This is a genomic window from Terribacillus halophilus (assembly GCF_900162685.1).
Lineage (GTDB): Bacteria > Bacillota > Bacilli > Bacillales > Amphibacillaceae > Terribacillus > Terribacillus halophilus_A.
Genome location: NZ_LT727828.1, coordinates 2,070,896 through 2,086,240, shown reverse-complemented (window position 1 = coordinate 2,086,240; position 15,345 = coordinate 2,070,896). Strand labels below are relative to the sequence as shown.

Sequence of the window (15,345 nt, the reverse complement as noted above, 5' to 3'; positions counted from 1 at the left end):
TGGGCGTTATCGTTCAATTCGGCGGTCAGACAGCAATCAATCTAGCAGAAGGGCTGGAACGGCGCGGCGTGAAAGTACTAGGAACATCACTGCAAGCAATTGATGCTGCTGAAGACCGAGATAAGTTTGAAAGATTGCTAGACGAACTGAAAGTTGCGAAGCCAGAAGGTGCATCTATTACAAAACTTGAGGATGCAGCAGAAACAGCGGCTAAAATCGGTTATCCGGTACTTGTCCGCCCGTCTTATGTCATCGGCGGCAGCAACATGGAAATCGTCTACAACGAAGCAGAATTACACCATTACATGGAAAAACGGGTTCATGTCCGTCATGATCATCCAGTACTAATCGACCAATACTTGACTGGTATTGAAGTGGAAGTCGATGCCATCAGTGACGGTGAAACAACGATCATCCCTGGCATTATGGAACATATAGAACGCGCAGGTGTCCATTCGGGAGATTCTATCGCCGTGTACCCAACGCAGACGATTACAGAAGAATGCCGTCAGCAATGTATCGAGGCGACGATGCAGATATCGAGAGCACTTGGTGTAAAAGGTCTGATCAACATCCAATTTGTTATCCATCAAGGAAAAGCTTACGTGCTGGAAGTGAATCCGCGGGCAAGTCGTACGATTCCATTCTTGTCTAAGATTACTCACGTAACAATGGCTAATATTGCGACAAAAGCTATTCTCGGTCAAAAGCTAGCTGATATGGGCTATGTAAGCGGCCTGCTGCCAGAACCAGAAGATGTGTTTGTAAAGGTGCCAGTATTCAGCTTTGAGAAGCTGCGCAGTGTCGATACACTGCTCGGACCAGAAATGAAGTCCACAGGAGAAGCAATTGGTCATGATCGGACGCTTGAAAAAGCATTGTACAAAGGGTTGCTCGCATCCGGACTTTCTGTGCCGCAGGAAGGAGCAATACTTCTGACAGTAGCAGATAAAGACAAAGCAGAAGCAATGGAAATCGCCAAACTGTTCTATGCACTAGGCTTCCAATTATATGCAACAGAAGGGACAAGTACAGCCGTAGAGGAAGCAGGACTTCCGGTCACAACCGTCGGTAAAGTCGGATCAGCAGAGCAAAATGTCATTAGCATCATTGAAAATGGCGAAGTACAATTTGTCGTCAACACGCTGACTTCCGGCAAACAGCCGCGATCTGATGGGTTCCTAATCCGACGCGAAGCAGTGGAGCACGGACTCGCATGTTTGACGAGCTTGGATACAGCCAAAGCAATTGCAAGCATTATTGAATCGATGACCTTTACTGCTAAGCCGGTTGTGGCAGGAGGCGTACTGTCTTGATTCATGAGCAACTCGAAATTATCAGTAAACAATATATTGCCAAAGATACAGTAGAGATGACCTTCCGCGGAAGAATGGCCCAGGAGAAAATTCTCCCAGGCCAGTTTCTTCATCTGCTTGTAGGTGAAGGGACGAATCATATGCTCCGCCGCCCAATCAGCATTGCGGGAGTAGATCAACAAGCTTCTACCATCACCATCATTTTTAAATTGCTGGGAGAAGGAACAAACACATTAGCTAAAGCGGCATTAGGAGATCAGCTGGATGCGCTCGGTCCTTGCGGGCAAGGCTATCCTGTCGACGACTTGCAACTGGAAAAAGCGTTGCTTGTCGGAGGGGGCATTGGGGTACCGCCGCTTTACTACCTGGCGCAGAGTCTGAAACAGAAAGGTGTGCACGTCACAATGGTGGCAGGGTTTCAGAATAAAGAGCACGTTTTTTATGAGGACCAGTTCCAGCTTCTCGGAACCTACTATCTCGCAACAGATGATGGCAGTGCAGGAGTAAAAGGGTTTGTAACGGATATTATTGACGCAGAAGAGCTGGATTATGATCAGTACTTTACTTGTGGTCCAACTGGTATGCTGAAAGCTGTATCTACGAAGCTTTCTGATCAGGAAGGATTTATCTCCATTGAACAGCGAATGGGCTGCGGCATCGGAGCTTGCTTCGCTTGCGTTGTTCCCGCACCGGATAGTGCAAGTGGGTATAAAAAAATCTGTAAAGACGGTCCTGTGTTCCGAGCAAAGGAGGTTGTGTTGACATGAATCTAGCAGTCCATCTGCCAGGCTTAGCAATGAAAAATCCGATTTTGCCAGCTTCTGGTTGCTTTGGCTTCGGCAAAGAGTACGCAGAGCTGTATAATTTGAACTTGCTAGGTGCCATTACGATTAAAGCCGCGACTGGCACAGCCCGATACGGCAATGCGACACCACGTGTAGCCGAGACAGATGCCGGCATGCTGAATGCAATCGGTCTGCAAAATCCAGGTGTCGATCAAATTATGGCACAAGAGCTGCCGTTCTTAGCAACTTACGATACGCCTATCATGGCAAATGTAGCAGGAAGCACAATTGAAGAATACGTCGAAGTAGCACAAAAGATCAGCACACATCCAGTCATCAAAGCAATCGAATTGAATATATCTTGCCCGAATGTAAAAGAAGGCGGTGTGCAATTCGGAACAGATCCAGCACTGGCTCAGACAGTTACTGCTGCAGTAAAAGAAGTTAGCATGGTTCCTGTATATGTGAAGCTGTCACCGAATGTCACGGATATCACAGCGATAGCTTCTGCAGCAGAAGCGGGCGGTGCAGATGGCTTATCTTTAATTAATACGCTGACAGGCATGCAAATCAATTTAGCGAGCCAAAAACCGCTGCTTGCGAATAAAATAGGCGGTTTGTCGGGGCCAGCTGTTAAACCTGTTGCCATTCGCATGGTCTACCAAGTCCGCCAAGTGACGGATTTACCGATCATTGGCATGGGCGGCGTAACAACAGCAGAAGATGTGTTGGAATTCCTGCTTGCGGGTGCCTCAGCAGTAGCAGTCGGTACCGCCAATTTCCAGCATCCATTTGTTTGTCCGGAAATTATTGAGCAGTTGCCGGCTGTACTCGAGAAATATGGTTTCTCAAGCGTGGAAGACGCAATCGGAAAGGGGCATGAACATGCAGACACCCATTTATCTCGCACTTGATTTTCCGACAGGAAACGATGCACTGCATTTTCTTGACAGGCATGAACTGGATGAAGTGCCAGTAAAAGTTGGCATGGAGCTTTTCTACCGCGAAGGGCCGCATATCATCTATCAATTAAAAGAGAAAAATCATCCAATCTTTCTTGATCTGAAATTGCACGATATTCCCAACACGGTTAAAAGAGCAATGCGTAATCTAGCAGCACTTGATGTTGATATCGTCAATGTGCATGCGCTTGGCGGAGCGACGATGATAGAGGCAGCGAAAGAAGGATTACATAGCGGAGCAGCAGATACTGTACCAAAACTGATCAGTGTGACAATGCTGACCTCCATGGATGAACAAACAGTCCAAACAGATTTACAGCAGCCAATGGAATTAGCTGCTTATGCACGTCATTTAGCAGAGCTGTCTAAACGCGCAGGGGCGGATGGCGTTGTATGTTCTCCGCATGAAGCAGCGAGCATCAAGGCAGCCTGCGGCGATAGCTTTCTAACTGTCACGCCTGGCATTCGCCTGGCTGGTTCTGCGCAAAACGACCAGCACCGTATTGCCACACCAGCTGCGGCGAAGAAGATGGGTGCTGATTACTTGGTCATCGGCAGAAGTGTGACGGCAGCGGAAAATCCAAAACAAGCCTACAACCAGGCAATACAGGAGTGGAAAAACGATGACAACGACAACTGATTTAGCAGAAGCACTGCTTTCTATCGACGCAATCCAAATTGATCCTTCCAAATCGTTCGTATGGGCAAGCGGCATTCATTCTCCGATCTACTGTGACAACCGGCTTACATTAGGTCATCCTGAAGTCCGAAGTGAGATTAGCAGACAGTTCCAAGACATACTGGCAGAATTACCGGAAACCGAAATTATTGCTGGCTGTGCCACAGGAGGAATCCCGCACGCTGCCTGGCTTGCTGAAAAAGTGAATTTGCCTATGATTTACGTTCGATCCAGTAAGAAAGGACACGGCAAAGGCAATCAGATTGAAGGAGCAGATGTGGCTGGTAAGCATGTGGTCGTTATCGAAGACCTTATTTCGACAGGCGGTTCTGTTCTGAATACCGTGCAAGCTCTAAAAGAAGCAGGGGCGATCGTTACAAAGGTATTAGCTATCTTTAGCTACAACTTACAAAAAGCGGATGATAACTTTGCTGAGGTGGAAGTTCCATTTGAAACGCTCACTAACTTTGATTCATTAACGGAGGTACTTGTGGCAAGAGGCACCATTACATCTCAGGAAAAGCAGGAACTATTGGATTGGCGCAACACACTGTAAAGATTTATTATATAAAATGTGCGAAGGCTTTAGCCCCGAAAGTAAGGGAGCTAAAGCCTTTTTACGCCTCATCTCATATTACATCAAAACACCCCAATAGGTGATGACAGCGATATCGCACAAACACCCATTTGCCACATAAACTAACGAAAAGATACAGGGAATGATCTGCCATACCGGTGCAGTGTATGAACATCAGTTTTCTTACACACAAGCAGTTGGGTCCCAATGTGTGGCGGATATCGTGGCCAGAGATTCTTATATGTAGTAAAGGAGATGTTTAAGCAGATGTCAATTAGAAGAGCTACACGTAATGAGACACAAAAAATCTGGAATCATTCTTCCGTCGTTTTTAATGAAGCAACGATGGGGTATGGGAAATTAACAAGCGATAAAGTGCTGCAAATGGCAGCTTCATTCTTGCATAGTGGAGGATATTACCTCGTTCATAATGAAAGTAATGATATCCAAGGGTGGATCGGTGTAGGAAAATCAAGCGATCATTACAATAATGAAATGGCAGGGTTTATATTCGAAATATATGTGCTGCCGCATTATCGTAAACAAGGAGTAGCCGAAAAGTTATGTGAGGCAGCGTTCCGGCAATTACAGGCAGAAGGTCTTCATAAAGTTCAGTTAAACGTCTTTGCAGGAAACCAGGCGAAACACCTTTATCAAAAACTTGGCTTCCAAGAAGTCTCTGCCTTGATGGAAAAAAGAATAAGTTATTAGAAGGAGGAGACAGTCCGGTTGTGAGCTGCCATTAACTGTACTTTTCGTTCTATTTAAAGTTACTAGTGTGTCATACATCCTAATCTGAAAGAGTGGGTTAAGATATTGTAAAAGGTTGCATTGCTTTGCTTTATAATAGAACAATAGGAAACAAGAACAGTAGTTATAGGGCGGGAATGGAGGAGAAAGTCATGCAGGTTATGGAAATAAAAGAGATAAGTGCTTATGAAGAAGAATTGGCTAATTTGTTTCAGGAAATAGTGGCGGCCGGTGCTTCTATGAATTATTTGCATCCGATGCAGCATAAAACTGCCACTGCGTATTGGCATAACGTCCTCTCCGAACATGTACGCCTATTTGTTGGCTTACTGGATGGTAAAATTGCAGGGACAGTGCAATTACATCTCAGTGATAAGGAAAACGGCCACCACCGAGCTGAAATCGCTAAGCTTATGACACACCCGGACGCTCAACGTAAAGGCATTGCAAGAAAACTGCTGCAGCACGCTGAGCAGGCCGCCCGGCAGGAAGGAAGAACGCTGCTTTTGCTAGACACAGAAAAACAAGGACCAGCAAATGTGTTATACCAGTCAGAAGGCTATGTATTGTATGGAGAAGTACCAGCATTTGCGCAAGATGCATTCGGCAATTACAAAGATGGCAATTTTTATTACAAAAAATTGAATTAATCTGCAAATAAGACCAATTCTGTTAAATATTTTAGAATTGGAGCAGGTGATAAGTTCTAAGTTATGAAAAGAGATATCCACTCTAAAAATCTATTAAAGTGGATATTTCGTTAACTTTTATCCGAACAAGACGGCAATTTTCAAGCATGGAGATGCACCGTATTGTCCGGTTTTTTTGTGCGTTTAAAATCTAGGGTAATAAATTATACATGATTATTCCTTCTATTTCTTCACAAATTCCCTCTATTCTCTTTCAAATGTTCAGCAGCATACAATATTTAGCAGTTGTAGTTATTGAAATTGAAATACTTTTATAAAAAATGTTAATAATGCAACTAATAATAAAAGTGTTATCACGAAATATGATATGTGTCATAATAGACGCCAGTACGCAGGAGATACTGTTAACATTTTTATAATCTGCTTATGATAACGGATTTATGTTAATCCTATAAATAAGTCCAAGTATAGAATCGCAGCTGCAGCAGCAGGGTGCGGGTCTATTAACTTTATATTTATAAGCTATGTACAAAAATCCACGGTTGGTTCTGCAAGGTTGGAGGGTAAATTGCGTGTCTATTGTTATTGGAGTTTTAGGAATACTTGTTTTAGTCGCTATTGCCTGGGCAATGTCAAACGACAAAAAACATATCAATTATCGCGCAGCTGGTATCATGTTGGCTGTGCAGCTCATATTAGCTTGGTTCTTGCTTAATACGTTAATTGGCAGAACGATCATAAGAAGAATAGTCGAGGTATTCACGAAAGTCCTTTCCTTTGGACACGAAGGCATTTCATTCGTATTTGGTGATTTGTCCACAAAAGGTTATTTCTTCCTTAATGTTCTTATGATGATCATTTTTATTTCTGCATTATTGTCTATTTTAACGTATCTCAGAATATTGCCTTTAGCGATTAAGTATGTAGGCGGTATTGTGTCCAAAATAACGGGACTGCCAAAAGTTGAATCCTTTGTGGCTGTAAATTCTATGATATTCGGTGATACGACAGCAATTATTTCGGTTAAGTCTCAACTTCATAAGCTGAGCCCAAACCGTTTGTTTATCGTTGCAACATCTTCACTTGTCGCGGTGTCTTGTTCAACTTTAGGAGGGTACTTGCAGCTGATACCACCTGAGTATGTGCTTGTCGCATTGCCGATAAATGTATTCTCTGGTTTAATTTTATCTTCTATTGTTGCTCCTGTTCGAAGCGAAGAAGATTATGATATTGACCTAAAAGAGATGAATACAGATAAATCATTTTTTGAAGCTGTTGGAAACGGTACCTTATTAGGTGGTAAAACGGCGCTGATCGTAGGTGCCATGCTAATAACGTATATGGCGTTACTGGCCATGATTAACTTCGTATTCAATGGCTTAGTGGGCATGACATTCCAAGAAATACTTGGTTATATCTTTGCACCTGTGGCATTTATTATGGGAATTCCAACTTCTGAAATTGTCAATGCAGGTTCCATTATGGGGACAAAAGTAGCTGCCAATGAATTTGTCGCCATCTCAGATTTCGTTAAGCTAGTCCCTGTCATGTCTGACAAAACAGTCGGTATTATTTCAGCTTACTTAATTTCATTTGCTAACTTCTCCTCGATCGGAATGATTTTAGGAACCGTACAAGCAATTGATCAAAAGCAGGCAAGTTTGCTTGCTAAAGTTGGACTGAAGGTGTTGTTAGTGGCAACAATGGGGTCCATATTGACTGGAACGATTGTTGGGTTGTTTTTATAAAAACAACATTATCTTCTTTTATAAGCAGTCTGATCAGTTTAATTAGAAAGTATATCGTTTTTTGTTGAATGACCTCGGTATGGTGCCGAGGTCATTTTTTTATATGGAACATTGATCAGAATTGGATTATTATTTGGCGGCATCACCATAATAATCTTTAAAGTAAAGAACTTGCGACATAATAAAAACAATTAACTCTAATAATGCAAAAAAATCCAAACGACACTGCTTAAACGGCGCATCGTTTGGATTTTATCTAGCTGAAATACAATTGTATAGTTGCCTTGCAGGTGACTGCTTTATTTCACAGCTAACTTCTTGACTAAGCTTTCTCCAGGCGTGACGTACAATGTTTTTTGCTGGTCATATGTCACAAAACCTGGCTTGGCGCCATTTGGTTTTTTGACATGTCGTATAAGTGTATAATCAACCGGTACGGATGAGGATAATCTGGATTTACTAAACCATGCTGCCAATTTAGCTGCTTCTTCTAATGTTTCTTCAGAAGGTTCGCTTGAACGGATGACGACGTGTGATCCCGGAATATCCTTTGTATGCAGCCATGTATCCTGTTTATGTGCAAGCTTCATCGTCAAGTATTCATTCTGCTTGTTGTTATGTCCGACCAGAATGGTGGTGCCGTCTGTTGCGGTGTACGTTTCTGGTGTAGGCAAGTTTGGCTTTTTGTTTTTCTTTTGCTGTGTTTTAGCTTTCAAATAGCCTTGCTCACGCAATTCCTCACGTATCTCCTCGACATCTTGCTCTCGGGCGCCTTCCACTTGCTGTACGAGCTGGTCTAGATATTCGATTTCCGCATTTGTTTTCTCTAGCTCCTGCTCTACCATCGTACGTGACTTTTTCAATTTATTGTATTGCTTGAAATAGCTTTGTGCATTTTCGCTAGGTGTTTTATTTGGATTCAGTTTAATACTTACCTGACTTTGATCCGGATCATAATAATCCGTAACGACAGCGTCGGTATCACCTTGCTTGATTTGGTGCATATGCGCTGTCAGCAGCTCACCATTTCGCTGGTACGTATCCGCTTCTTCTGATTTTTTTAACGTATTCTCATGAATGGTAAGTTTCCGGATATTCTTTTCACGTTCATTTTTCAAGAACCGGATCAAGTCACCTGCTTGCTGTTTCACGCGGTCGCGCTCTGCTTTCCCGGAATAAAACGCATCAATGAGTCTGCTCATCGTATCGTAATGTTCCCGTGTCCCTTCAATAGAGCGTAAATCCATTACATAAAAATCTTCTTTTTTTCCTTTGAAATAGGTTGGCTCGTAGCTGTCTTGCTTCATTTTATCAATGAAAGCTGCGAACGCAGCGGCATAAGCTTCCTTATCTCCCATATAAGCTTGTTCCGCAAGTTCGCCTGCTAAAGCAGGAGACACACCTTGCAGTAGGTTTAAAATCTGCTTGGGCATACGGCCGCTATTGAAATCGAGCTTGCGAGCAAAGTCAGCTGGATCCAGAGTGAATGGATTCAGTTTCTCCTGACTTGGAGGCAGCTTGTACGTTTGCCCTGGAAGAATTGTACGGTGCCGGTTCACACTAGAGGAGATATGCTTAATGCTGTCGATAATCATATCTGTTTCATTATCTACCAGCATAATATTGCTGTGTTTACCCATTACTTCCATGATAATGCGTTTGGAAGTTTTGTCACCAAGTTCATCTTTACTAATAAAGGTTAGCTGGATGATACGCTCATTTTCAAATTGCTCTACTTTTTCCAAAAAACCGCCTGCCAGATGCTTGCGAAGCAGCATGCAGAACATCGGTGGATTTTGCGGGTTCTGGTAGGTATCGTCAGTTATATGCACACGTGCGTAACTAGGATGCGCCGATAGTAATAGGGCGTGATTCTTCCCTTGACTGCGGAAGGTTAGCACGATCTCCGTATCAGTCGGCTGGTATATTTTCGATAGTCGGCCAGTAGATAATGTGTTATCCAATTCTCTAGCAATCGCTCTTGTTACTATTCCATCAAATGCCATGGTTTCACCTCATTCTCTGCTAGTATAGCATTTTATCGGACAAGCACGCATACATTTACACTAGAAATAAGAGGTGGAGGTATGCATTGTGCGATGGTATCAAATTTCTGCAGAAGAAACAGCCAAGAAGACAGGATCTGATCCACAGAAAGGCCTGGCTTCAAAAGAAGTCACACAGCGGCTAAAGCGGGACGGAAGAAATGAATGGAAAGAAGAGAAAAGCGCATCCCAGCTGGCGTTATTTCTTGGACAATTCAAAGACTTCATGGTTCTAGTGCTTCTTGCTGCTACTGTTATATCAGGAATACTAGGTGAATACATCGATAGCATCGCCATTTTGCTCATCGTCTTTTTGAATGCGCTGATTGGATTCTTTCAAGAAAGAAATGCCGAAAAATCACTCAGCAAGTTAAAAGAGTTAAATGCGCCAATGGCACGTGTGCTGCGGGACGGCCAATGGTCCAGAGTGTCTTCCGCAGAACTGGTCATGGGGGATATCGTCTCGCTGACAGCAGGTGATCGCGTGCCTGCTGACTTGCGTTTAATTGCTGTAACCAGCCTGGAGACAGAGGAATCAGCACTTACCGGCGAATCACTGCCAGTGGCCAAAATGACAGAACCGTTGAACAAAGAACAGCTCGGTCCGCAAGATCAAGTGAACATCGCGTTTATGAGCTCACTAGTTACTCGAGGTAACGGTACGGGCATTGTCATTGGTACCGGCTCCAACACAGCTGTCGGACAAATTGCAGAACTGCTCATTGATACAAAGCGTAAACAAACACCGCTGGAAAAAAGATTAGAAAAGCTTGGTAAAGTACTAATCGTTATTGCTTTGCTTCTGACGGCACTAACGGTACTTGCCGGTGTTTACCGCGGCAACCCGCTTTATGACATGCTGCTTGCTGGTGTGTCGCTTGCAGTTGCTGTTATCCCAGAAGGTCTTCCGGCTATCGTGACCGTAGCGCTTTCTCTCGGAGTGCAGCGCATGATTAAACAAAAAGCCATCGTCAGAAGACTGTCAGCTGTAGAAACGCTTGGTTCAGCAACTGTTATCTGTTCAGATAAAACCGGAACATTGACAGAAAACCAAATGACAGTAAAAGAAATATTCCTCGGCGGAAACAGCTATACGGTAACCGGCAGCGGATACGATCCTTCAGGCGGATTTTACCGAGACGAAAAGGAATCAAATGATAAAGCGCTCATCCGCTTTCTTCGCTACGGTGTTCTTGCTAGCCATGCAAAAATGATTCATAAAAAGAAGCGTTGGCTCATTGACGGTGATCCGACGGAGGGCGCGCTCGTTGTTGCTGGAAAAAAAGCAGGACTGGATGCTGACAAACTGACAGATTATGAATTCGTGCATGAAGTGCCTTTCGATAGTAAACGGAAGCGCATGACCGTACTCATTCGAACGCCAGAAGGAAAGCTGGTCGCAATAACCAAGGGAGCACCGGATGTTTTAATTGATAAAGCTGTTTATGAAGAGGTTGGTACTGATAAGAAGCCGCTTGCTTCGAAAGACAAAAAAATGTTGTACGAGGCCGTCGATCAGATGGCGGCGAAAGCACTGCGCACAATCGCGGTTTGTATTCGCGAATTTCCAGCCGGCTATGAACCGAAAGAAGAAGAGTTAGAACAGAACATGACATTCATCGGATTGAATGGACTGATTGATCCGCCACGCCAAGAAGCGAAGAATGCGATCATTGATTGCCGAAAAGCAGGAATTAAGACAGTTATGATAACTGGTGACCATGTGAAGACAGCTGCAGCCATCGCCAAGATGCTCCATATCTTGCCGGCTGGCGGAAAAGTAGTAGAAGGAAAAGATCTAGATCGTATGTCCGATGAAGAGTTGCGTGCCGAAGTAGATAGCATGTATGTCTTCGCGCGTGTTACACCAGAACATAAGCTCCGAATTGTACAAGCATTGCAGCATGTTGGTCATATTGTTGCCATGACAGGTGATGGTGTGAATGACGCACCAGCTATCAAAGCAAGTGATATCGGCATCAGCATGGGCATCACAGGCACAGATGTTGCCAAAGAGGCAAGTGGACTTGTACTAATGGACGATAATTTTGCCACGATTAAAGCGGCAATTAAAGAAGGCAGAACCATTTATTCGAATATCCGTAAGTTTGTCCGCTACTTGCTAGCCTCGAATGTCGGTGAAATACTCGTCATGCTGTTTGCCATGATTCTAGCCTTGCCCATGCCACTCGTCCCAATTCAAATTCTTTGGGTGAACTTGGTGACCGATGGACTGCCAGCCATTGCTTTAGGTATGGACAAAGCAGAAGATGAAGTAATGAAACAAAAACCACGTCATCCGAATGAAGGAATATTTGCCCGCGGACTTGGCACAAAAATCGTTACACGTGGTATCTTGATCGGCTCGGTCACCATCATTGCTTTCATGCTCATGTACCAAGGTGATCCAGACAATCTTATTTACGCCCAAACAACAGCATTCACAACGCTCGTAATGGCCCAGCTCATTCACGTTTTTGACTGCCGCAGTGAGAAATCAGTATTTGCCCGTAATCCGCTCGGCAACATCTGGCTTATCGGTGCCGTTCTTATATCGATGATTCTCCTGCTCGCTGTTATTTATATAACACCATTGCAGCCGATTTTCCATACAACAGATATATTGCTTCGAGACTGGCTGCTGATTATGGGGTTGAGTGCTGTACCGACCGTACTTTTTGGGTTTATTAAGAAATAGGAAGAGAATACAGCAATTTTTTTGCAATGAAGAGCCGGGCTATGATGAAATAGTCCGGCTTTTTCCTAAGCAATGCATGAGCTCGTCCATTTCGCAAGAGACAGAGACATAGACTTTCAAGTTTTTTTGTTCTTAGTCCGGTAATGCAAAAGTACTTCTAAATTTTTTACGACAGAAGTTTTAAGATATGAGTGCAGGGAAGGCTCACTCGAATAGCGCCTTAGTCATTCGCCGTCTCCGGACGTTTTTTTAGTTCGTAATCGCTTTAGAAAAAATGTTGGAAAACATACCATATTCTGTTTAAAATGCATCTTATTAGCTTTATTCATCTAACATGGCAATAGGATTGAATACCTCGTAGTTTATTTGTTCCGCTGGCACTTTTAGTTTTTCCAGCGTATGATTAATTGCCTGCATAAAAGGAATCGATCCGCAAAAGTATATTTCGGCATCCTTCAAACTAGGGATAGAGTTTAGTAAGTCAGCGTCAAGGAAACCTTCTTTATCGAAGTTTTGTTCGGATATATCTTGCTGTGTCGGCATGCTATAACAAAATAGGAGTTTCAAATTATATTTGTTAGCTGCGAGCTTTTTGACATGCTCCTTAAATGCATGTTTTTTACTATTGGCAGCAGCATGTATAAAGGATACCTGCCGCTGGTCATCGTTTTCGGCTAAATCGTTAAGCATACTAATCATAGGAGTAATTCCAATCCCCCCACTAATAAATACAATTGGTCGATTATTAGCCTTCAGTACAAAATCTCCCGCTGGTGCAGAAAATTCTAAGGTTTCGTTTCTATTCATCTCTTTATGAAGGTAATTCGATACAATTCCAGATGGTCCATCTTCACTGGCATCTTCCCGTTTTACACTTATGCGATAATATTCTCTATTCGGAGCATCAGAAATACTATAATGCCGAATGTGAGTGTATTGTTCTCCAGGAATGTTTGCTTTTATCGTTAAGTATTGCCCCGGTTTATAGGTGGCTATTTCTTTCCCGTCTTTTGGTTTTAAGTAAAAAGAAGTTATTTCGTCCGTTTCTTGTATAGTTTTATCTACGTAGAATTCTCGGTATCCGCTCCATCCTCCAATTTGTTCTTCGGCTTCATCATACAGCTTTTTCTCCAAGCTGATAAATGCTTCAGAAATATAGTCGTAGGCTTTTCCCCAAGCTTCGAGAATCTCATCTGTAGCAGCATCGCCTAGAACTTCTTTTACAGCTTGAAGAAGCGTTTCTCCGACAACAGGGTATTGTTCTGGCATGATACCGATTGCTCGATGTTTGTGGCATATTCTTTCAATGACCGAATTGAGTTCACTAAGATCCGTAATATGCTCACCAGCTGCGTATACAGCATATCCTAATGCTTCCTGCTGAAGGCCTCTTTTTTGATTGGTTTGATTAAAAATATTATACAATTCAGGGGCCTTTTCAAATAATAATCTGTAAAATGTTATTCCTATTTGATTGCTGTGTTCTTTTAGTACAGGAGCTGTTGCTTTAACAATTTTGATGGATTCTTTATCTAACATAAACTTTTTCTCCTTATTTCTACATTGATAGTATTAAGATTCCCAAATCGTTTTTGCATATACTGTGTGGAAGACAAAGATGAAAAAACAGATATACAGCTTAAAGAATTGCTTGTTGTAAGGTTACTTGCAAAGGCTAATTTTACGAGAGATAGCATTTTGTGAGAAATATACATCCTTCTCGAATTTTCTTATAGTTGTTGGACTCTTCTGACCCCATCCCTCAAACACGACAAACACCCTCACATTTGATAAACTAGAACTACCATGAAACCGGAGGGGTTTTCTTGACAAAAAGTATGACAGGTTATGGCAGAAGCACGGCTTCAGGAAACAGCCTCACCGTCACAGCAGAATTAAAGAGTGTCAATTCCAGATACTTAGACATTAAATATAAGCTTCCGAAAATGGCGGCCTCCTTGGAACCGAGTCTTAAAAATCAGCTGCAGCAGGTTGTCAGCAGAGGTAAGCTTGAAGTCACAATAGATATCGATGGGGAGGGATTGCGTAACAGGGAAATCTCCATTGATTGGGAATTAGCAGAGACATATATGGATAAGCTGAAAGTAATACGAAATGCTTTCGGCATGCGTGGGGATATTACAATTGATACGTTGCTTGCACAATCTTCCGACATTTTACTAGAAGAAAAACAGCCGGAGCTGACAGAGCTGCCTGACTTGGTCAGTGAGGCGCTGCAAGGTGCGATGCAATTATTTATCGAAATGCGATCAACCGAAGGAGCAGCGCTCGCGAAAGATATTCGACACAGAATAGCCGGGTTACAATCAATGCTGCAGGAGCTTCGAGAACTGCGGCCGCACGTAATGCAGGCCTATAAAAACCGGGTGGAAGAGCGAATTAATCATTATGTAGACGGCGGGCTGCCGGAAAACAGCCGCTTGTATCAGGAAATAGCCTTACTAGCTGAAAAAGGTGACATTACGGAAGAAATTATCCGATTAGAAAGTCATGTTGAACAGCTGCGCAATAATCTGGATAAAGAAGGTCCGATTGGGAGAACATGTGATTTCATTTTGCAAGAAATGCAGCGGGAAGCAAACACCATTGGTTCCAAATCAACAGATGCTTCCATTAGTGTGATTGTTGTGAGCATGAAATCGGAGCTGGAGAAAATAAAAGAGCAAGTGCAAAATATAGAATAGTGTTGAGTTTATTAATAAGTATAATTATAATGTATAAGATATAGTTTATTTGATGATAAGGGTATAATGGTGATAAGCCCTTTCATATGGAGAGCGGTTTACATACATTATCGGAATTTTTGAATGCCGTTCAACAGAGCAGTACAGCAAGGGGGAGAAGCAAGATGAGCTTACGATTGATTAATATCGGTTTCGGGAATGTCGTTTCCGCAACCAGAATAATCTCAATAGTTTCTCCTGAATCGGCTCCCATCAAACGAATCATCACGGTTGCACGTGATGCAAACAAACTGGTGGATGCTACTTACGGAAGGCGAACAAGAGCTGTCATCATCACGGATAGTGATCACGTCATTCTTTCAGCAGTACAGCCGGAAACAGTAGGGCAGCGTGTCCTGCGTGACGATGAACTATCTGAGGAATAGCTAGG

Annotated in this window: 13 protein-coding genes; 11 read left to right on the top strand and 2 right to left on the bottom strand. The window is 43.0% G+C overall.

Features of this window, described 5'->3' with window-relative positions:
• The 8 genes from B1K52_RS15225 to B1K52_RS15190 all read left to right on the top strand — a co-directional run.
• A partial coding sequence (locus B1K52_RS15225) for an ATP-binding protein (RefSeq protein ID WP_143588944.1) occupies positions 1–1,316 on the top strand: 1,316 nt, incomplete at its 5' end.
• Complete coding sequence (locus tag B1K52_RS15220; RefSeq protein WP_077309712.1) at positions 1,313–2,083, top strand: dihydroorotate dehydrogenase electron transfer subunit; 771 nt, start codon at positions 1,313–1,315, stop codon at positions 2,081–2,083. The genes B1K52_RS15225 and B1K52_RS15220, both read left to right, overlap by 4 nt.
• Positions 2,080–3,015 (top strand): dihydroorotate dehydrogenase, encoded by a 936-nt coding sequence (locus tag B1K52_RS15215; RefSeq protein ID WP_077309710.1) that lies wholly within the window; start codon positions 2,080–2,082, stop codon positions 3,013–3,015. The genes B1K52_RS15220 and B1K52_RS15215 overlap by 4 nt, the downstream gene beginning before the upstream one ends.
• Positions 2,987–3,703, top strand: a complete 717-nt coding sequence (gene pyrF, locus B1K52_RS15210) for an orotidine-5'-phosphate decarboxylase (protein ID WP_077309708.1) — start codon at positions 2,987–2,989, stop codon at positions 3,701–3,703. Before B1K52_RS15215 ends, pyrF begins: the two co-directional genes overlap by 29 nt.
• Entirely contained in the window at positions 3,687–4,298 is a 612-nt protein-coding gene (gene pyrE / locus B1K52_RS15205; protein WP_077309706.1) for an orotate phosphoribosyltransferase, read from the top strand. The genes pyrF and pyrE overlap by 17 nt, the downstream gene beginning before the upstream one ends.
• Before the next feature lie 288 nt (positions 4,299–4,586).
• Complete coding sequence (locus B1K52_RS15200; RefSeq protein WP_077309704.1) at positions 4,587–5,030, top strand: GNAT family N-acetyltransferase; 444 nt, start codon at positions 4,587–4,589, stop codon at positions 5,028–5,030.
• A 191-nt stretch (positions 5,031–5,221) separates the two neighbouring features.
• Entirely contained in the window at positions 5,222–5,719 is a 498-nt protein-coding gene (locus B1K52_RS15195) for a GNAT family N-acetyltransferase (RefSeq protein ID WP_077309702.1), read from the top strand.
• Positions 5,720–6,291: 572 nt separating this feature from the next.
• The gene (locus B1K52_RS15190) at positions 6,292–7,467 is read left to right on the top strand and encodes a NupC/NupG family nucleoside CNT transporter (protein WP_077309700.1); all 1,176 of its coding nucleotides are present in this window, start codon (positions 6,292–6,294) and stop codon (positions 7,465–7,467) included.
• 299 nt (positions 7,468–7,766) lie between these two features.
• Here the strand turns inward: B1K52_RS15190 and B1K52_RS15185 are convergent, their stop codons facing one another.
• On the bottom strand, positions 7,767–9,473 hold the full coding sequence (locus B1K52_RS15185) for an Rqc2 family fibronectin-binding protein (RefSeq protein ID WP_077309698.1): 1,707 nt from the start codon (positions 9,471–9,473) through the stop codon (positions 7,767–7,769).
• An 88-nt stretch (positions 9,474–9,561) separates the two neighbouring features.
• Here B1K52_RS15185 and B1K52_RS15180 point away from each other — a divergent pair, with 88 nt between their 5' ends.
• The gene (locus tag B1K52_RS15180) at positions 9,562–12,210 is read left to right on the top strand and encodes a cation-translocating P-type ATPase (protein WP_077309696.1); all 2,649 of its coding nucleotides are present in this window, start codon (positions 9,562–9,564) and stop codon (positions 12,208–12,210) included.
• Positions 12,211–12,531: 321 nt separating this feature from the next.
• Here the strand turns inward: B1K52_RS15180 and hmpA are convergent, their stop codons facing one another.
• Complete coding sequence (gene hmpA, locus B1K52_RS15175) at positions 12,532–13,749, bottom strand: NO-inducible flavohemoprotein (RefSeq protein ID WP_077309694.1); 1,218 nt, start codon at positions 13,747–13,749, stop codon at positions 12,532–12,534.
• Between the two features lie 287 nt (positions 13,750–14,036).
• Between hmpA and B1K52_RS15170 the strand changes: the two genes are divergently transcribed.
• Positions 14,037–14,915 carry a YicC/YloC family endoribonuclease gene (locus B1K52_RS15170; protein WP_077309692.1) on the top strand — a complete coding sequence of 293 codons (879 nt, stop codon included), beginning with the start codon at positions 14,037–14,039 and terminating at the stop codon, positions 14,913–14,915.
• A gap of 164 nt (positions 14,916–15,079) precedes the next feature.
• Positions 15,080–15,340: an extracellular matrix/biofilm regulator RemA gene (gene remA / locus B1K52_RS15165; RefSeq protein ID WP_038560050.1), complete on the top strand. Its 261-nt coding sequence runs from the start codon at positions 15,080–15,082 to the stop codon at positions 15,338–15,340.
• Positions 15,341–15,345: the final 5 nt, after the last annotated feature.

Bases quoted from the DNA above. Each gene is read 5' to 3' on its own strand.
- remA (WP_038560050.1), top strand. From the start codon at position 15,080: ATGAGCTTACGATTGATTAATATCGGTTTCGGGAATGTCGTTTCCGCA.
- B1K52_RS15185 (WP_077309698.1), bottom strand. From the start codon at position 9,473: ATGGCATTTGATGGAATAGTAACAAGAGCGATTGCTAGAGAATTGGAT.
- hmpA (WP_077309694.1), bottom strand. From the start codon at position 13,749: ATGTTAGATAAAGAATCCATCAAAATTGTTAAAGCAACAGCTCCTGTA.
- B1K52_RS15195 (WP_077309702.1), top strand. From the start codon at position 5,222: ATGCAGGTTATGGAAATAAAAGAGATAAGTGCTTATGAAGAAGAATTG.
- pyrF (WP_077309708.1), top strand. From the start codon at position 2,987: ATGCAGACACCCATTTATCTCGCACTTGATTTTCCGACAGGAAACGAT.
- B1K52_RS15215 (WP_077309710.1), top strand. From the start codon at position 2,080: ATGAATCTAGCAGTCCATCTGCCAGGCTTAGCAATGAAAAATCCGATT.
- B1K52_RS15200 (WP_077309704.1), top strand. From the start codon at position 4,587: ATGTCAATTAGAAGAGCTACACGTAATGAGACACAAAAAATCTGGAAT.
- pyrE (WP_077309706.1), top strand. From the start codon at position 3,687: ATGACAACGACAACTGATTTAGCAGAAGCACTGCTTTCTATCGACGCA.